Origin of the sequence: Stutzerimonas stutzeri (genome assembly GCF_024448985.1) — a bacterium.
Taxonomy (GTDB): domain Bacteria; phylum Pseudomonadota; class Gammaproteobacteria; order Pseudomonadales; family Pseudomonadaceae; genus Stutzerimonas; species Stutzerimonas stutzeri_AP.
Genome location: NZ_JAMOII010000021.1, coordinates 23,273 through 40,936, shown reverse-complemented (window position 1 = coordinate 40,936; position 17,664 = coordinate 23,273). Strand labels below are relative to the sequence as shown.

At 63.4% G+C, this 17,664-nt stretch carries 19 protein-coding genes; 8 read left to right on the top strand and 11 right to left on the bottom strand.

Annotation, left to right across the window (positions count from 1 at the left end):
- Positions 1 to 96: 96 nt before the first annotated feature.
- The 3 genes from NA647_RS17270 to NA647_RS17260 are packed head-to-tail and all read right to left on the bottom strand — an operon-like array spanning position 97 to position 3,814.
- Positions 97 to 2,301, bottom strand: coding sequence for a xanthine dehydrogenase family protein molybdopterin-binding subunit (locus NA647_RS17270; RefSeq protein WP_256058788.1), 2,205 nt, complete (start codon positions 2,299 to 2,301; stop codon positions 97 to 99).
- The gene (locus tag NA647_RS17265) at positions 2,298 to 3,284 is read right to left on the bottom strand and encodes an FAD binding domain-containing protein (protein ID WP_256058787.1); all 987 of its coding nucleotides are present in this window, start codon (positions 3,282 to 3,284) and stop codon (positions 2,298 to 2,300) included. The genes NA647_RS17270 and NA647_RS17265 overlap by 4 nt, the downstream gene beginning before the upstream one ends.
- Positions 3,281 to 3,814, bottom strand: a complete 534-nt coding sequence (locus NA647_RS17260) for a (2Fe-2S)-binding protein (RefSeq protein WP_256058786.1) — start codon at positions 3,812 to 3,814, stop codon at positions 3,281 to 3,283. Before NA647_RS17260 ends, NA647_RS17265 begins: the two co-directional genes overlap by 4 nt.
- Positions 3,815 to 4,172: 358 nt before the next feature.
- Here NA647_RS17260 and NA647_RS17255 point away from each other — a divergent pair, with 358 nt between their 5' ends.
- On the top strand, positions 4,173 to 5,468 hold the full coding sequence (locus tag NA647_RS17255; protein WP_256058785.1) for an NCS2 family permease: 1,296 nt from the start codon (positions 4,173 to 4,175) through the stop codon (positions 5,466 to 5,468).
- A gap of 244 nt (positions 5,469 to 5,712) precedes the next feature.
- Positions 5,713 to 6,804, top strand: coding sequence for a tRNA (uridine(54)-C5)-methyltransferase TrmA (trmA, locus tag NA647_RS17250; RefSeq protein WP_256058784.1), 1,092 nt, complete (start codon positions 5,713 to 5,715; stop codon positions 6,802 to 6,804).
- 32 nt (positions 6,805 to 6,836) lie between these two features.
- On the opposite strand, the gene NA647_RS17245 is transcribed toward trmA, so the two are convergent.
- Positions 6,837 to 7,427, bottom strand: a complete 591-nt coding sequence (locus NA647_RS17245; RefSeq protein ID WP_256058783.1) for a DUF4345 domain-containing protein — start codon at positions 7,425 to 7,427, stop codon at positions 6,837 to 6,839.
- 181 nt (positions 7,428 to 7,608) lie between these two features.
- Here NA647_RS17245 and NA647_RS17240 point away from each other — a divergent pair, with 181 nt between their 5' ends.
- Positions 7,609 to 8,043 carry a DUF411 domain-containing protein gene (locus NA647_RS17240; RefSeq protein WP_256058782.1) on the top strand — a complete coding sequence of 145 codons (435 nt, stop codon included), beginning with the start codon at positions 7,609 to 7,611 and terminating at the stop codon, positions 8,041 to 8,043.
- Positions 8,044 to 8,134: 91 nt separating this feature from the next.
- A complete protein-coding gene (ypfJ, locus tag NA647_RS17235) occupies positions 8,135 to 8,995 on the top strand; it encodes a KPN_02809 family neutral zinc metallopeptidase (RefSeq protein WP_256058781.1) in 861 nt (286 codons plus the stop codon).
- Between the two features lie 4 nt (positions 8,996 to 8,999).
- Here ypfJ and NA647_RS17230 read toward each other — a convergent pair whose 3' ends face one another.
- A complete protein-coding gene (locus tag NA647_RS17230) occupies positions 9,000 to 9,347 on the bottom strand; it encodes a hypothetical protein (RefSeq protein WP_256058780.1) in 348 nt (115 codons plus the stop codon).
- 107 nt (positions 9,348 to 9,454) lie between these two features.
- Here NA647_RS17230 and NA647_RS17225 point away from each other — a divergent pair, with 107 nt between their 5' ends.
- The 4 genes from NA647_RS17225 to NA647_RS17210 all read left to right on the top strand — a co-directional run bounded on the left by NA647_RS17225 (position 9,455) and on the right by NA647_RS17210 (position 12,593).
- The gene (locus NA647_RS17225; RefSeq protein WP_256058779.1) at positions 9,455 to 10,024 is read left to right on the top strand and encodes a DUF2796 domain-containing protein; all 570 of its coding nucleotides are present in this window, start codon (positions 9,455 to 9,457) and stop codon (positions 10,022 to 10,024) included.
- 72 nt (positions 10,025 to 10,096) lie between these two features.
- Positions 10,097 to 10,804: an ABC transporter ATP-binding protein gene (locus NA647_RS17220; protein ID WP_256058778.1), complete on the top strand. Its 708-nt coding sequence runs from the start codon at positions 10,097 to 10,099 to the stop codon at positions 10,802 to 10,804.
- 2 nt (positions 10,805 to 10,806) lie between these two features.
- Positions 10,807 to 12,072 carry an ABC transporter permease gene (locus NA647_RS17215; RefSeq protein ID WP_256058777.1) on the top strand — a complete coding sequence of 422 codons (1,266 nt, stop codon included), beginning with the start codon at positions 10,807 to 10,809 and terminating at the stop codon, positions 12,070 to 12,072.
- Positions 12,073 to 12,080: 8 nt separating this feature from the next.
- Positions 12,081 to 12,593, top strand: coding sequence for a DUF3299 domain-containing protein (locus tag NA647_RS17210; protein ID WP_256058803.1), 513 nt, complete (start codon positions 12,081 to 12,083; stop codon positions 12,591 to 12,593).
- 165 nt (positions 12,594 to 12,758) lie between these two features.
- Here the strand turns inward: NA647_RS17210 and NA647_RS17205 are convergent, their stop codons facing one another.
- The 6 genes from NA647_RS17205 to NA647_RS17180 are packed head-to-tail and all read right to left on the bottom strand — an operon-like array spanning position 12,759 to position 17,640.
- Positions 12,759 to 13,850 (bottom strand): tetratricopeptide repeat protein, encoded by a 1,092-nt coding sequence (locus NA647_RS17205; protein ID WP_256058776.1) that lies wholly within the window; start codon positions 13,848 to 13,850, stop codon positions 12,759 to 12,761.
- A gap of 1 nt (position 13,851) precedes the next feature.
- Positions 13,852 to 14,568: an energy transducer TonB gene (locus NA647_RS17200; protein WP_256058802.1), complete on the bottom strand. Its 717-nt coding sequence runs from the start codon at positions 14,566 to 14,568 to the stop codon at positions 13,852 to 13,854.
- Positions 14,568 to 14,978 (bottom strand): ExbD/TolR family protein, encoded by a 411-nt coding sequence (locus tag NA647_RS17195; RefSeq protein ID WP_131651917.1) that lies wholly within the window; start codon positions 14,976 to 14,978, stop codon positions 14,568 to 14,570. Before NA647_RS17195 ends, NA647_RS17200 begins: the two co-directional genes overlap by 1 nt.
- 10 nt (positions 14,979 to 14,988) lie before the next feature.
- Entirely contained in the window at positions 14,989 to 15,534 is a 546-nt protein-coding gene (locus NA647_RS17190; protein WP_256058775.1) for a MotA/TolQ/ExbB proton channel family protein, read from the bottom strand.
- On the bottom strand, positions 15,527 to 16,873 hold the full coding sequence (locus tag NA647_RS17185; protein ID WP_256058774.1) for a MotA/TolQ/ExbB proton channel family protein: 1,347 nt from the start codon (positions 16,871 to 16,873) through the stop codon (positions 15,527 to 15,529). The genes NA647_RS17190 and NA647_RS17185 overlap by 8 nt, the downstream gene beginning before the upstream one ends.
- On the bottom strand, positions 16,870 to 17,640 hold the full coding sequence (locus NA647_RS17180) for a DUF3450 domain-containing protein (protein WP_256049941.1): 771 nt from the start codon (positions 17,638 to 17,640) through the stop codon (positions 16,870 to 16,872). Before NA647_RS17180 ends, NA647_RS17185 begins: the two co-directional genes overlap by 4 nt.
- Positions 17,641 to 17,664: the final 24 nt, after the last annotated feature.

Genomic DNA, 17,664 nt, shown 5'->3' with positions numbered 1-17,664 from the left:
TGGGCTGAAGCCCACCCTACGGACTGTAGCGTTCCGCGCCCGCCAATGTAGGGTGGGCTTCAGCCCACCAGAGACACTTACAGCGTCCAGCTGCTTTCAGAGCAACTTATCCATCGTGATCGGCAAATCCCGCACTCGCTTGCCGGTGGCGTGATAGATGGCGTTGGCCACCGCCGCCGCGACACCGACGATGCCGATCTCGCCGACTCCCTTGGAGCCGAGCGCGTTGACGATCTCGTCTTTCTCTTCGACGAAGATTACGTCGATGTCGCCGATATCGGCATTCACCGGCACGTGGTATTCAGCCAGGTTGTGGTTCATGTAGCGGCCCAGCGCATGGTCGATCATGGTTTCCTCGTGCAGCGCCTGGCCGATGCCCCAGACCACCCCGCCAACGATCTGGTTACCAGCCGTCTTCGGATTGACGATGCGCCCGGCCGCCACGGCGCTGACCACGCGGGTCACTTTGACGGTACCCAACACCTCGTCCACCCGCACCTCGACGAACACGGCCGAATGCGTGGCAGTGGCATATTCGTTGCGCTTCTCGCCAGGCTTGATGCTCACCTCGGCCTCGAGCACGCCGGTGACGGCGACGACCTGTTCGATCGCAACGCTATGCGCGGGCGCGGCTTTCAATCGCAACTGACCGTCGATGAATTCCACGTCGTCGAGCTTGGCCCCGGTGAATGGTGACACCGGCGTCTGCTGAGCGGTATCCAGTATCTTCTGGCACAGCGCTTCACAGGCCTGCTGCACAGCGCTACCCACCGATGAAACGGTCGCCGAGCCGCCTTCCAGCGGAGCCTGAGAAAGGTTCGAATCGCCAAGGCGGAACTCCACGCGCTCCATCGGCAAGCCCATGGCGGCCGCCGCGATCTGGGTCATCACCGTGTAGGTGCCGGTGCCGATATCCGCCGTGGCGCTGCTGACCACCAACCGACCATCCGGCTCGATGCAGGCCTTGGCGCTGGCCGGCATCTGCATCGCCTCCCAGACGCCCGTGGCCAAGCCCCAGCCGATCAGCTGGTTGCCGTCGCGCATGCTGCGCGGCTCCATCGACCGGCGCGACCAGCCGAAGCGCTCGGCGCCCTGCTCGTAGCACTGACGCAGTTCCTTGCTGGAATAGGGCTTGTCCTCGTTGCCATTGCGCTCGGTGTAGTTGGTCAGGCGCAGCGTCAACGGATCGACCATCGCCGCATAGGCCAGCTCGTCCATGGCGCATTCCAGCGCATAAACTCCGATGGCCGCGCCGGGCGCGCGCATGTCCAGCGGCGTGTAGACGTCCAGCGGCACCAGCTGGTAATCGAGCTTCACGTTCGGACACTGATAAAGCATCCCCGACCACTCGACTTCATGTTCGGTGAAGTCTTCGAACGACGACGTCTGGCCGATCGCCTGGTGGTGGATCGCTTGTAACTGGCCGTTGGCCGCCGCGCCAATGGCAAAACGCTGCACGGTCCGCGGGCGATAACCGAAGGTGAACATCTGCTGGCGCTTGAGCGTGACGCGCACCGAGCGCTTGAGCTTGAGCGCCGCCATCACCGCCAGCGGCAGCTGATACTGCGGACGCAGACCGGAGCCGAAAGCGCCGCCGACGAAGGGCGAGAGCACGCGGACTTTGCCTTTCATGCCGAACACGCCTTCCAGATAGCGCATGCAGTTCTGCACGCCTTGGGTCTTGTCGTAGATCTCCAGCTTGCCTTCGGGCAGGTAGTGGACGGTGGATGCGTGCGGCTCCATCGGATTGTGATGCTCCACCGGCGTGCTGTATTCCAGCTCCAGCCTGAGCGGCGCGCCACGCAGGGCAGCGTCCACATCGCCACGCGGCGGCGGCAGCTCGGCCGGCGCCTTGTGCGCGCTTTCCAGTTCACTGATTAGGTCGGTCCGGTGAGGCTCGCGCTCGTACTCCACCCGCACCAGGCTCCCTGCATAACGGGCCAGTTCGAGGTTTTCAGCCACCACCAGCGCGATCGGCTGGCCGCTGTAGAGAATGCGGTCGTTGTACAGCGGACGGAACGGCGAACCTTCCGCCGCATCGTCGTCCTCGTAGGGCTCGTCATAGCTGGCGATTGGCGGACGATTCTGGTGGGTCAGCACCAGCACCACGCCGGGCACCGCCTCGGCCGCGCTGGCATCGATATTGACGATCCGACCGGGCGCGATGCTGCTGTTGACCACGCTGCCATACAGTAGCCCCGGCACATGGAACTCGCTGGCATAGCGTGCCTGGCCGGTAACTTTGAGCGGCCCGTCGACGCGGTCGATGGGCTGGCCGAATGGGGAAGTGGCGGGTTTCATCGGGCGGCTCCTTTGGCAGCGTCGGTCAGGGCGCGAACAATGGCGCGCCGGCCCAGTTCGATCTTGAACGCGTTGTGTTCGAAACCGCTGGCGCCTTCGAGCAATGCATCGGCCGCGGCGGTGAAGGTGGACGCGTCCGGCGCCTTGCCGACCAGCAGCGCTTCGGCTTCCTGCTTGCGCCAAGGCTTGTGCGCCACGCCCCCCATGGCAAGACGGGCGTCACGAACGGTGCCGCCGTCCATTTCCAGCGCGGCTGCGACCGAGACCAGGGCGAACGCATAGGAGGCGCGGTCGCGCAGCTTGAGGTAGCTGCAATGCGCGGAAAAGCCCTGCGCCGGCAGTTCGACCGCAGTGATCAGTTCGCCGTCGACCAAGGTGTTGTCGCGCTCCGGCGCATCATCAGGCAAGCGGTGGAAGTCGGCGAAGGCGATACGCCGTTCGCCCTGTGGGCCCTGGACATGCACTACGGCATCCAGCGCTGCCAGCGCCACACACATGTCGGAGGGATGCACCGCGATGCAGGCCTCGCTGTGACCGAGAATCGCGTGGATGCGGTTGAGGCCGCCACGCGCCGAACAGCCGCTGCCGGGCTCTCGTTTATTGCACGGCGTGGTGCTGTCGTAGAAGTAGTAGCAACGGGTGCGCTGCAACAGGTTGCCGCCGGTGGTGGCCATGTTGCGCAACTGCGGCGACGCCCCGGCGAGAATCGCCTGGGACAGCAACGGATAGCGTCGTTGCACCAGCGGATGCCAGGCCAGCTCCGAATTGCTCACCAGCGCGCCGATACGCAGACCGCCTTCGGCAGTTTCCTCGATATCGCTCATCGGCAACTGGGTGATGTCGATCAACTGCGCCGGACGGGTGACATTTTCCTTCATCAGATCGAGCAGATTGGTGCCACCGGCGATATAACGGCTGTCCGGGCGAAACAGACTGATGGCTTCATCGATCGCGGAGGGGCGCGCATAGCTGAAGGGATTCATGGCTTCACCTCCCGCACGGCGGTCAGGCGGACGCGGGTTTGCGGCATCGCGTCTTCGATGGCCGCGAGGATGTTCGGGTAGGCGCCGCAGCGGCACAGGTTGCCGCTCATCTGCTCGCGCAGCTCATCACGGGTCTGTGCATGGCCCTCGGCAACCAGGCCGACAGCCGAGCAGATCTGCCCCGGCGTGCAGTAGCCACACTGAAAGGCGTCGTGGCTGACGAAGGCAGCCTGCATCGGGTGCAGTTCTTCGTTCCGGGCCAGGCCCTCGATAGTGGTCAGCTCCGCACCGTCGTGCATGATCGCCAGGGTCAGGCAGGAATTGATCCGTTTGCCATTGAGCAACACCGTACAGGCGCCGCACTGACCGTGGTCGCAGCCCTTTTTGGTGCCGGTCAACGACAGCTGTTCGCGCAGCAGGTCGAGCAGCGTGGTCCAGGGATAGACCTCGACTTGGCGGCTCTCGCCATTTAACTCAAGGGTAATGGAGCAGGCGGCAATCCCACCTGCAGCAGGAGATGTTTCGCTCATGGCAGCCTCACGGTTCGGGAGTCGTCCGCGACCTGTTCTTCGCAGGTTCGCCGAGGACCTCAGGCATCTGGTGCGCTGTCCGTGCGTCTTGGCGTACGACTGCCCAGGCGGGAAGAACGTTCAGCCGGATGACGGAGTGACTCATGAGCGACTGCCCGAAAGGGCGAAGGGCATCGATGCGCCAGCTGGCGATACCCGCTGGTCACGCAATGGGAAATTCAACCCTCTGCGGGGCCGGTGTAAGATGCCCCGCCTTGGCGCGCAACCCGCTTATAGGCTTTGCTGTAGCGAGAGACTGTCCCGAGAGGCAGACATTACCCAACCGCCAGGCCACGACCGGCACACAAGGGGATTCACCATGCTGGAGAAGCTGTTCCAACTCAAAGCGCACAACACCACGCTGCGCACCGAGTTTTTGGCCGGTATCACCACCTTTCTGACGATGGCCTACATCCTCTTCGTCAACCCAAGCATTCTCGCCGAAGCCGGCATGGACCATGGTGCGGTGTTCGTCGCGACTTGCCTGGCGGGTGCGATCGGTTCGGCGATCATGGGGCTGCTGGCCAACTACCCGATCGCACTGGCGCCGGGCATGGGGCTGAATGCATTCTTCACCTACACCGTGGTGCTGACCATGGGCTACACCTGGCAGACGGCGCTGGGTGCGGTGTTCCTCTCCGGTGTGATCTTCTTTCTGCTGTCGATCTTCAGGATCCGCGAATGGATCATCCACAGCATTCCTCTGCCGCTGCGCGCCGGCATTGCGGCAGGTATCGGCCTGTTCCTGGCGATCATCGCGCTGAAGAATGCAGGCATCGTCGTTGACAACCCAGCCACCCTGGTGGGCCTGGGCGACCTCAGCGCCGGCGGCCCGCTGCTGGCCTGCCTGGGCTTCTTCGTCATCGCCGCGCTGGCCTATCGCAAGGTCACCGGCGCGGTGATGATCGGCATTCTGCTGGTCACCGGACTGTCGATCCTGCTCGGGCTGTCGGAGCTCGATGCGGTGGTCTCAATGCCGCCATCGCTGGCGCCGACCTTCATGCAGCTGGATATCGCCGGCGCGCTGGATATCGGGTTGATCAGCGTGATCTTCGCCTTCCTTTTCGTCGATCTGTTCGACACCTCCGGCACGCTGATCGGCGTGGCGCAGAAGGCCAACTTGCTGGATAAGGACGGTAAGATGCCGCGCCTTGGCCGCGCCCTGCTGGCTGACAGCACCGCCACCATGGCCGGTGCGGCGCTGGGTACCTCCACCACCACCAGCTACATCGAGTCGGCAGCCGGCATCAGTACCGGCGGACGCACCGGCCTGACGGCCTGCGTGGTGGCACTGCTATTCCTGCTCAGCCTGTTCTTCGCGCCGCTGGCGGGCGCCGTGCCGGCCTATGCCACGGCACCCGCGCTGTTGTTCGTTGCCGTTCTGATGATGAGCAGCCTGGCCGGCATCGACTGGGACGACATGACCGTTGCCGCGCCGGTGGTGGTTGCCGCCTTGGCCATGCCGCTGACCTTCTCTATCGCCAACGGCATCGCCTTCGGCTTCATCGCCTGGACCGCCGTCAAGCTGCTGGCCGGCCGCTGGCGCGAACTGAGCCCGGCGATGTGGATCCTCTCGATTCTGTTCGTGATCAAGCTGGGCTTTTTCAACGGCTGATCGCTTCGCTTGGGAGTGGTGGGCTGAAGCGGAACACCGCCCGGCCCACCCTACGAGCTACGGGCTTCATTAGCGTAGGGTGGGCTTCAGCCCACCTCCCCCACTCGTAGCCGGAGCCCGTGCAGCCCCTGACAATACCGCCCCAGCTCCGTACAATCGGCGCCCCCATCGGTGGGCGCGAGCCCAGCCTTCGTCATCGATCGCCGCGCGGACACGCCGCGGCCACCACGCAACGGCCGCCACCATGACTCATCTTCGCTTCGACCCCGCCACCTACGACACTCAACTCGCTGCCAAGGCCGAGCGGCTGCGCGAACTGCTGACGCCGTTCGACGCGCCAGCGCCGGAAGTCTTCGATTCGCCGCGCGAGCACTACCGGCTGCGCACCGAATTCCGTCTGTGGCGCGAGGATGGTCAGCGCCACTACGCGATGTTCGAGCCGGGCGACAACCGCACGCCGATCCTGATCGACGACTTTCCCATCGCCAGCCGCCGCATCAACGAATTGATGCCGCAACTGAAAGCCGCCTGGATGGCCAGCGAGACGCTGAGTTTCAAGCTGTTCCAGGTAGAGTTCCTGACCACGCTCAGCGGCGACGCGCTGATCACCCTCGCCTATCATCGACCGCTGGACGACGCCTGGCAGGCCGAGGCCGAACAGCTGGCGGCGCAGCTCGGTGCGAGCATCGTCGGCCGTTCCAAAGGCAAGCGCATCGTCATCGGTCGTGATTACGTGGAAGAGAAGTTGGTGGTCGCTGGCCGCACCTTCCGCTATCGCCAACCGGAAGGCGCCTTCACCCAGCCCAACGGCGAGGTCTGCCAGAAGATGCTGAACTGGGCCTTTGATGCTCTGGGCGAGCGCGACGATGACCTGCTGGAGCTCTACTGCGGCAACGGCAACTTCACCCTGCCGCTGGCCACACGCGTGCGCAAGGTACTGGCCACCGAGATCAGCAAGTCTTCAGTCAATGCCGCCCTGCACAACCTCGACGATAACGGCATCTATAACGTCAGCCTGGTGCGCCTCTCCGCCGAAGAACTGACCCAGGCGCTGAACGAGGTACGCCCGTTCCGCCGGCTGGCTGACATCGATCTGAAGAGCTATGACTTCGGCAGCGTCTTCGTCGACCCGCCCCGCGCCGGCATGGACCCGGACACCTGCGAGCTGACTCGTCGCTTCGAGCGCATCCTTTACATCTCCTGCAACCCAGAGACGCTGGCGCAGAACATCGCCCAGCTGCACGACACTCATCGCATCGAACGCTGCGCGCTGTTCGACCAGTTCCCCTATACCCACCATATGGAATCGGGCGTGCTGCTGGTGCGCCGCGGCTAACGCCTGAACCCAGCAGCAACGCTGCGGACTGGTTATCTGACGGGCGAATCCGGCGTCGTTTCCAGCGATGGGCCGCCTGGATCACCCCGCCGAAACGGCTCAAGGCCTGACGCAGGCTCAGGGTCGGCTGGCGCCGCTGGTCCGTCACCCAGGCGAAACGGCTTGGGCGGCCCGTCATCGATCAGAGGCCGTTTGGGCCGGGGGTCCACTTCCGGTTCGGCAACAGGCTCACCCACCGGGCGTTCACGCATCAGCAGCAACGCGACTGCAGCGAGCAATGCGGCACCTACCCGATAGATCAACGAGGCCAGGTCGAAACCGATCAACTCGCCGCCGTCCAGCCACAAGGAACCTAACCGTCCCGCAACCAGCGCCAGCATAGTAATAACCAGCATCGTCAGCGCCGTCCGGACACGCTCCGGCGCGCGCATGGCCCAGAGCAGAAACAGCGCCAGTCCCAACTGCAACCCACCGTAATAGACGCGCATATGGCTGACCGAGGCGGTCTCCATCAGCAGCATCCCGTTCAGATTGGCCATTTCATAAGGCCGCAGCCAATAAGCCAGGCTCAAACCAATCATTACTACGGCCTGAACAATCAGAACGAAACGGGCAAAACGCATCGAAAACTCTCCTGATAGCGGCTGCGCACCACAGTGGTCATCGGACCGAAACGCCCCGCTTTGGTTCGCCCCATAACTAAACCAATGCGCCCGAAACTGCGACATTTGCACACAGGCCGATACTTGGGCACGGCTACGTCTTGGCGGTATGCTGCCGCCAACCCCGCCCGGAGGAATTCTTATGCGCCGTCTCCTGTTCGCTACCGCCCTTTTCGCCAGCCTCGCTCAGGCAGCCGAGCCCATCGCCATCGACGTGCACCGCGACGCCAACTGCGGCTGCTGTAAGTCCTGGATCAAGCATCTGGAGGAAAACGGCTTCGAAGTGACCGATCACGTCGAAACCGACATGGCATCGGTCAAAGCCAAGCTTGGCGTTCCGCACCGATTGGGCTCCTGCCACACCGGCGTGATCGACGGCAAATTCGTCGAAGGCCACGTGCCCGCCAGCGATATTCTCAAGCTTCGCGCCCAGCCGGATCTGATCGGCGCGGCCGTGCCCGGCATGCCCATGGGTTCTCCAGGTATGGAAATGGGCGACCGCAAGGATGCCTACAAGGTGATCGGCTTGAGCAAAAGCGGCGACGAATCGGTACTCGCCGACTACCCGGTGCGCTGAGCGAAAACAGACGAAGCGCAAGCTGCCGGCTGAATTAGCGACCAGCACGAGGGGTCTATCCACCAGCACTGTCTGGTAGAAGGACTCATGTATGCGTTGGAAGAAAGCACGGCGCAGTGACAACGTGGTGGATGCCCACGGCCGACGCGGCGGCATCGGTGGCGGGCGCCTGAGTCTGGCGGGCGTGGCGGTGGTGGTCGTGATCGGATTGCTGTCCGGCCAGGACCCGCTGCAGATTCTTGGCCAGCTGGCGAACCAGGCTGGTCCGGCTCCCACTCAGCAGAGCGACACACCGGCGCGCGGCGACGATCCGCAAGTGGCCTTCGTCCAGGCGATCCTGGGTGATACCGAAGACACCTGGCGCGCCTTATTTCAGCAATCCGGCTCGCAGTACCGCGACCCAACGCTGGTGCTCTTCCGTGGCGGTGTCAATTCGGCATGTGGCTTCGCCAGTTCTGCGGTCGGGCCCTTCTATTGCCCGGGCGACCGTCAGGTTTACCTTGATCTGCAATTCTTCGACGAGATGGCCTCACGCTTCTCCGCGGCAGGCGATTTCGCTCAGGCGTATGTCATCGCTCACGAAGTGGGTCATCACGTGCAGACGTTGCTAGGCGTGTCTCAGCAGATGCAGGCCGCACGCCAGCGTGGTGCCCGCATGGAAGGCGACAACGGTTTGCTGGTTCGCCAGGAGCTGCAGGCCGATTGCTTCGCGGGTGTCTGGGCGTACCATGCGCAGCAGCGCCATGATTGGCTCGAAGAAGGCGACCTGGAGGAAGCGCTGAACGCGGCCAATGCCATCGGCGACGACAATCTGCAGAAGCAGAGCCAAGGGCGCGTCGTGCCGGATGCCTTCACCCATGGCACCTCGGCGCAGCGGGTAAGGTGGTTTCGTACCGGCTTCGACAGTGGCGAGCCGGGCCGCTGCGACACCTTTCAGGCAAGTCGTCTCTGAGTAATCATTCCGCCTTTCCTACCCAGCTGTAGATCGGTGCGTCGGCGCTGCTCTGCACCTTGACCTGAGCGTTATGGCGCAGACGCACCAGCAGGCGCTTCGCCGCCTGCGCGCTGCCGCTCAGGGCTTCCAGCTCGGCCAACAGCTGCGGCCCCTCCATCCGCCCCACATCGCGTAACAATTGCTGAGCGCCGAGCCAGTGCGGATCGATGCCGTCTTCGGTCACTGCCTGCATACTCTGCACATTGGCGCTCGCCGGCAGCTGCCGCGCCAGCTGCGCCCAATCCTGTTCATTCAGTTCCACACTCAGATCCACCGGCAGCTCACCGATATGCCCACGAATTCGAATCATTTCTCATCTCCCGAAAAGCCACGGCATGGTCACATGACTTTCGACGGGCTGGCCAGTCTTGGCACACCTTTGTTATAACGTAACGACTTCAAGGCCAGGAGCTCGCCATGCATTACCTTTCACTCGCACTACCCCTCATCCTTTTATCCACCCTCGCACAGGCACACCCGGCACCTGATCATCAACACGGCAACCTGGGCGCCCATGTACATGGCGCGGCGGAGCTGGATGTCGCACTGGAGCGCGCTGAGCTGGACATCGAACTGCGCAGCCCGGCGATAAACCTGGTCGGCTTCGAGCATGCGCCGGGCAGCGCGGCGGACGAGCGCAAGGTCGCCGATGCGCACAAGCAGCTGGAACAGCCAGCCGCACTGCTTGGTTTACCTGCGTCCGCCGGCTGCGCGTTGAAAACGGTCGCGCTGGAGAGCCCGCTGTTCCACTCAAACGCCGAAACGGCTGAGCACGCGCATGAACATCACGACCATGACAGCCAGCACAGCGACATTCACGCTCGCTACCGCTATGACTGCGCGAATCCCGAGGCGCTGCAGGGAATCAATCTGCAGAGGCTGTTTGAAGCCTTTCCGGCTACCGAGCAGATCCAGACACAACTGATCGGTCCGAACGGCCAGCGCGGCGCGCAGCTGACTACTGAACATCCACAGCTGGACTTCTGACCCGGCGCGGCCTGCCGCAACCCGATCATGAGCCAGTAAACTCCCGACTCCCCGTAACGACTCAGATCATCAATGACCGCTCCGCTGCTTGAAATTCACGAACTCGGCTTCGCCTGGCCTGGCCAGGCGGAACTGCTCGACATCCCTCGTTTCGAACTGGAGCGAAACCAGAGTTTGTTTCTCAAAGGACCGTCCGGCAGCGGCAAAACTACACTGCTCGGCCTGATAGGCGGCGTGCAGAAAGCCCAGCGCGGAACGGTTCGCCTGCTCGGTTCGGATCTCGCCACGCTGTCTTCCGGTGCACGGGATCGCTATCGAGTCGACCACACCGGCTATATCTTTCAGCAGTTCAATCTGCTGCCATTTCTTTCGGTCGCTGAAAATGTGAGCCTGCCTTGCCGCTTTTCGACACTGCGTGCCGAGCGTGCCCGTCAGCGTCACGGTAGCGTTGCGCAGGCGACTGCGAGCCTGTTAGTGCATCTTGGATTATCCGAAGCGTTGTTCGAACGACGCGCCGAAGCACTATCCATCGGACAGCAGCAACGTGTTGCCGCGGCGCGTGCGTTGATCGGCCAACCGGAGCTGGTAATCGCCGACGAACCCACCTCGGCGCTGGATGCAGACAGCCGCGAAGCCTTTCTCCAACTGTTGTTCGCCGAATGCCGCGAAGCCGGTTCGAGCCTGTTGTTCGTCAGCCATGACCAAAGCCTGGCGCCGCTGTTCGACCGCAGCCTGTCGCTGAGCGACCTCAACCGCGCCAGCCGCGCCGCGGAGACCTGATCGTGTACCTGTTGCGCCTGGCCCTGGCGAGCCTGATCAATCGCCGTTTCACCGCCCTGCTCACGGTGTTCGCCATCGCCCTGTCGGTGTGCCTGTTGCTGGCAGTCGAGCGCGTGCGCACCGAAGCCCGCGCCAGTTTTGCCAGCACCATCAGCGGCACCGACCTGATCGTCGGCGCCCGCTCCGGCTCGGTGAATCTGTTGCTGTATTCGGTGTTTCGTATCGGCAACGCGACCAACAACATTCGCTGGGGCAGCTTCGAGCATTTCGCCGAGCATCCCCAGGTGGACTGGGCGGTTCCCATCTCGCTGGGTGACTCCCACCGTGGCTATCGCGTGCTGGGCACCAGCGCCGACTATTTCGAGCATTACCGCTACGGCCGCAAGCAACCCCTGCAACTTGCCGAAGGCCGGCCCTTTGCCGACGATCCCTTCGAAGTGGTCCTTGGCGCCGAAGTCGCGCGTGCATTGGACTACACGCTGGACGAACAGCTGGTGCTGGCACACGGAGTCGCGACGGTCAGCCTGATCAAGCACGATGACAAACCGTTCCGTGTGGTGGGCATCCTGCAACGCACTGGGACACCGGTCGATCGCACCTTGCACATCAACCTGGCCGGTATGGAAGCGCTGCACATCGACTGGCAGAACGGCATGCCGGCGCAGGGCGCTGCCCGCATCGATGCCGAACAGGCGCGCCAGCTCACGCTGCAACCCCAACAGATCACCGCGTTTCTGCTCGGCCTGAACAGCAAGATCGCGACTTTTACCCTGCAGCGCGAGATCAACCAGTATCGCGGCGAGCCGCTGCTGGCGATCCTGCCCGGCGTCGCCCTGCAGGAGCTCTGGAGCCTGATGGGCACGGCGGAAAAGGCACTGTTCGTGGTTTCACTGTTTGTCGTGCTGACCGGACTCATCGGAATGCTGACGGCGATCCTGACCAGCCTCAACGAGCGGCGCCGGGAGATGGCGATCCTGCGTTCGGTGGGCGCTCGGCCCTGGCATATTGGCGGCCTGCTGGTGGCCGAGGCCTTCAGCCTGGCGCTGGCCGGTGTGCTGCTCGGGCTGTTATTGCTATATGTAGCCATCGCCGTGGCCCAGACGCCGCTGCAGGCCAAGTACGGCCTCTACCTGCCGCTGGCTTGGCCCAGCGCTTATGAATGGTCGCTGCTTGCCGCGATACTGCTGGCCGGGCTGCTGATCGGCTGCGTACCAGCCTGGCGTGCTTACCGGCAGTCGCTGGCCGATGGCCTGTCGATACGACTATGAGGATGACCGTGCCAAATCTGTTGCTTGCCGTCCTGCTGACCCTTGCGGCCAATCTCGCAATCGCCGAGGTGCGCGAGTTGCAGTGGTCGGACCTAATTCCCGCCGACGCACCCCCACCCCCGCCTCCCGTCGCGATGCACGACATGTCGCAACTGGCCGATGCGCTGGCTGCCGAAACCGGTCCAGCGGCCATGCAACAATCTCCCGCCGCACCAGTGGTCGAGGCACTGGACGGCATCCAGGCGAAGTTGCCGGGCTATATCGTGCCGTTGGACATGAGCGAGGACGGTCGCGTTACCGAATTCCTGCTGGTGCCTTATTTCGGTGCGTGCATTCACGTCCCACCGCCACCCTCGAACCAGATCGTGCATGCCACCAGCGAGTTGGGTGTGAAGGTCGATCAGCTCTATCAGCCCTTCTGGATCGAAGGTCCGCTTAGCGTCGAGCACGCCAGCAGCGAATTGGCCGAAGCCGGGTATCGGATGTCGGCAGAGAAAATCTATTTCTACGAACTGGAATAAGTAAGCAGTGCTATCCGCTTCCTGGGGACGCGGCGCGCCGGGTGCGAAGCTAGGGTGCGTTCCACGCACCGAGCGGATCAAAGAGCGAAATGATCCGGAGGGGGGCATCCACATACATCAACGTCGGTGCGCAGAGCGCACCCTACGAGATGACTCGCCTACATTTCAGTTGACGCGTGCGATCTGACGCTCGCGCTCGAAACTCAGCTCACCTTCGGCCCATTCACGCCAAGCGCGTACCTGGCGCCGCTCTGCTCCGGCACGCTCGGCTTGTTTCAGAGCGTCAAGCCCGGCCTGCCAGCGGGCCTGCTCAAGCTCCAGCTGAGCCACGTTCATCCAAAACTTGGCGCTCGCCGTCTGCGCGGCCAGCTGACGATAGATCGTCGCGGCAGCAGCGCGCTCGCGCGCCTGCCACCAGAGCATGCCCAAGCGCTCCTGACGTCTGGCATTGCTCGCCAACAAACGCGACTCAAGCATGCCTTCAAGCAGCTTGGCACCCTGCCAGGGCTGATCCGCAGCGCTGGCAAGCAGCACCAGATTATCCAACTCCGCCTCGCTGAAACGCAGACCCTTGGCATGCGCGGCACGCAGCGTGGCAAGCGCCTTGTCCTCATCACCCGCCATCTGTTGCAGCCCGGCCAGTTGACGCCAGATCTTGGCCTCATTCGGATGGCGCGACAGCAACTTGCGCTGCCACCGCTCCGCTGTCTCGTAACGCTTCAGTTCGGCATTGCCAGCAACCAGGAATTGCAGCCAGGTATCCGCCGCGTTGGGGTTGGCCTGCACATAGCGCTCGGCCAGCGGCAACGCCTTACTGTGCTGGCCAAGACCCTGATAGGCCTGCACCAGCATTTGCAGTACTTCCTCGCTTGCCTGGGCCGGCGAACCCAGCAGGCTGATCACCTTGGCATAACGTCGCTCGATCAGATTGAGTTTCGCCAGATTGAGCCGCTCGTTGGGCAGCATCGCCTCGTCCAGTTTGCCGCTCGTGATCGCCTTGTCGAGCAACTCCAGCGCCTGGCGGTTGTTGCCTTCGGCCCAGGCCAGATAAGCCCGGCTGCGCCACAACAGCGCCTCTTCGACACTGCCGACTTTGGCCTCGGCTTGCGTAAGCGCGTTTCGCGCGGCGCTGTAATCGCCTTTTTCCTGCGCGGTCTGCGCGCGCTCAAGCGCCTTGAACACCAGCGGATCGATGGTCTGGGCCGCCTGCGTCGAGACAGCGAACAACAATGAGATCAACAGCAGCAAACGAGGCATGTCAGCGTTCTCCTTGCAGGCGGAAGTGCAGAGTTTTTACCGCTTCACGCGATACCGCCGCGCCGTTTTCGGTACGCGGCGCGAAACGCCAGCGCGCGGCGGCACGGCGCGCTTCACGATCGAACACATTGCGTGGCGAGGCTTCCAGAACACGGATGTTCTCGACTTTGCCCGCAGCCGTGATGGTGAAGGCGAGTTTGATATGACCTTCGATGCCACGCTGGCGCGCGCGGTACGGATATTCGGGGCGGACATCGTTCAGCGGCATGACTTCCTGCTCTGGGCCGCCGGACTGCGCCGCCGTATCCGCGACCGCGGCCGCAGTGGGCGCAGGAGCCGGCGTGGCGGCCGGTGCCGCCGCGGTCAGGCCGCTCAGGCTGGGTGCTGGCGCGCTGGCGACGGATAGCCCGCTGTCGATGTTCGGCAGCTGCAGGTCGAGTTTCGGCAGGTTGGCGCTTGGGCTGGCCATGCTCGGCGTGGGCGGGGTTGGCGGTTGTGGTGTCTTCGGTTGCGGCGGCTCTGGAGCCTGCTGTCGCGAACGAGTCGAGGCGCTTTCGTTGCGGCTGTCCATGCGCACGAAGTTGGCGATCGCTACTGGATCGTCTGCCACTTCACTGCGCGGCGGGGTGACCATGCTCAACATCAAGGCGAACAACAGCAACGCCACCACACAAGCGGCGACGAAGGACAACCCGATCCGGCCCAGCCCGCGGACCATCATTGCACTCCCGAACTGGCAGCGAGCGCCACGTCCCGGACCCCGGCCAGACGCGCCTGATCCATGACCTGAACCACGAGCCCGGTGCGCGCATCCTGATCGGCTTGCACCACCACGGCGCCCTCAGGCTGATCGACACGCATGCGCTCGACATGCGCACGCACGCTGCGTACATCCACCGCCTGCTTATCTATCCAGACCTGACCTTCAGCCGTTACCGCAATCAGGATGTTGCCCTTGTCCTGCGCGCTGGCGGTATCGGCCTGCGGGCGTTGAACCTCGACACCGGACTCCTTGATGAAGGAGCTGGTGACGATGAAGAAAATCAGCATGATGAAGACCACGTCGAGCATCGGCGTCAGGTCGATGCCGGTGTCTTCTTCCTGCTGGTGGTGACGACGCATACGCATCCAGTAATCCTCAATCGTGACGCAGCTGGTCGGCCAGCCGGTCCAGAGCCAGTCGCGCGATTCGCTCGAGGCGCGCCAGGCTGAACAGTCCAGTGATGGCTAGCACCATGCCAGCCATTGTCGGCAGGGTCGCCTGCCAGACGCCCGCAGCCATGCCACGAGGGTTGCCGGTGCCGTTGAGCGCCAGCACATCGAATACCGCGATCATGCCGCTGACGGTGCCAAGCAGGCCGAGCAGCGGACACATCGCCACCAGTGTCTTACTCATCCGCAAAGGGCCAGAGAGCTGCTGCTGGGCCTGAGCCAGCCAGGTACTGCGTACCGCGCGCTGCCAGCTGCCGGGCTCATCGCCCAGCCGCGCCCAAGCCTGGCGACGTGTCTCGGCCCAACGCGGAAAGACCCGGCGCATGAACCACAGGCGCTCGAACACCAGCGTCCAATAGAGCACGCACAAGCCGGCCAGCGCCCACATCACCACGCCACCCGCAGCCATGAAGTCGAGCAGCGCGTGTCCGCTGTCGACCAGACGCAGCCAGCTACCGTGCAGATCAGTCACGGCGCGGTGTTCCCGACAAATGCAGCGCTATCAGGCCAGCGCTTTGTTGTTCCAGCAATTGAATCAGCGCCTTGCTGCGGCTGGCCAGCAAGCTATGCAGAAACAACAGCGGAATCGCCACAACCAGCCCCAGCACCGTAGTCACCAGCGCCTGGGAGATGCCGTCGGCCATCAGCCGCGAGTCACCGCCACCGCTTTGGGTGATGGCTTGGAAGGTCACGATCATGCCGGTCACGGTACCCAGCAACCCGAGCAGCGGCGCGACGGCGGCCAACAATTTGAGCAGCGGCTGTCCACGCTCCAGCGGCGGCGTTTCCTGAAGAATCGCTTCGTCGAGTTTCAGTTCGAGGGTTTCCAGATCGGACAGTTGCGGCTTAGGTCCGAGGACGCCAATGATGCGACCCAGCGGGTTGTCATCGCGCGGCTTGTTCAGCTCATTCATCTGCCGACCCACAGCGCGCCCGACACCAGTCAGATAGACCATGCGCCAGATCGCCAACAGCAGGCCGATGGCGCCGAGCACCAAAATGACCCAGCCGACCAAACCGCCCTGCTGAACCCGATCCCATAGCTGCGGCTGGCGCTGCAGCTGTGCAAGCAACGAGCCGCGGGTTGGATCGATCGGGAGGGTAGCCAGCGCGTCGCTGTTGCTCAGGTAATCATCGACCAAGCCCAACCCGGCAGGTTGCCGTGCCGGAGCCAGGAGCTCGCCGGCATCACTGTCGTAACGCAGGAAGGCATCATCGGTGAAGACGGAGAAAGCACCGATCCGCAGCACCGATTCAACGCTGCGCTGACCGTCGGCGCCCACGACCGGTAGCTCAACCCGCTCGACTCGCCCACTGGCGGCGAGGTCCTCGAGCAAGGTCATCCAGAAGCCATCCAGATCTTCTGCGGACGGAAGCGCACGACTTTCGGCCAGCGCCTTCAGCCGCGCCAGCCGATCCGGATACTGGGCATTGAGCAGGCTGTCCTGCCACTGGCCAGCGATATCACCTGCGCTCTGGCGAACCACGCCGAACAGCTCGCCGAGATGGCCCACCCGCTGTGCCAGTAGTGTTTCCTGCTCGGCCAGTTCGGCCTCCTGACGATCGAACTCGGCTTTCAGACGCTCGGCTTCGGCCTTCTGCTTTTCAAGCGCGGCGTTGGCACGCGCCAGCAGTTGCGCTTGCTCACTGCGATTCTGAATAAACGCCTGCTCACGCGCCTGCATGGCTTCGACTTCCGCGGCGCGCTCGCTGCGGATGCGTTGCAGCAGCTGATCGGGGGTCAGCGGTTCGGCTGCCTGAGCCAGCGCCGGCAACAAGCCGATCAGCAAAAGAGTCAATAAACGGTTCATTGCGCCGCCTCCTTGGCCAGAGTCTTCACCGGCAATTCGAGCCAGCTGGGCGCTTGCTGCTGGCGCGCAATGGCGATTGCCTTGGTGATTGGCCGGCGTGCGCTTGCGTCAAGCGTCTCCCACGCACCGGCCTGGGGATTCCACCAGCCGCTCTCATGCGCATCGAGCGTCTGGTAATAGAGCATCGTCCGTCCCAGGCGCAGAAATTCGACGCTACGGCTGCCACCTTCGACCGGCAGCTCGCCGCGCCAGGCTTCCAGCGTTCTGCCGTAATCGCTTTCGATCTGATAAGCCTCGAGGATTCGACGGTATTTCTCGGCCAGGCTGATATCCGCGCGCGCCTGCATGTCCTGCAAGCTGGCCAGGCGGTCGGCGCGCTCGTCGGGAAGAAATGGCAGATCCGCCGCGATGAATTCCTCGAGCACATCGATCATCCGCCCCATCTGTGGCGCAACGGCCTCCTGGGTGCGCTCGATGCTGTCCAGCTGACGCTGAAATCCTTCGAGTTCCTTACGTTGCCCCGCGGTGAGTTCGGTTAGCTGCTTGTTATAAGCTTCCAGCGCCTCCGCCTGCTGCACAGCGTTGCGATAGTCGTTGAGCATCTGCCGGGTGGCATCGTCGAGCTGCTCAATGCGTGCTTGAGATGCCTTGGCCTCCGCTGCCAGACGCTGACTTTCGTCCAGTGCAGCATCCAGCGGAGCTGCGTGAAGCTGAACGCAGCATGGCAACACGGCGACCGCCAAGAGGCGGGGGATAAGGGCTTGCATTAATGGATCCTTGCAGACGAAGGT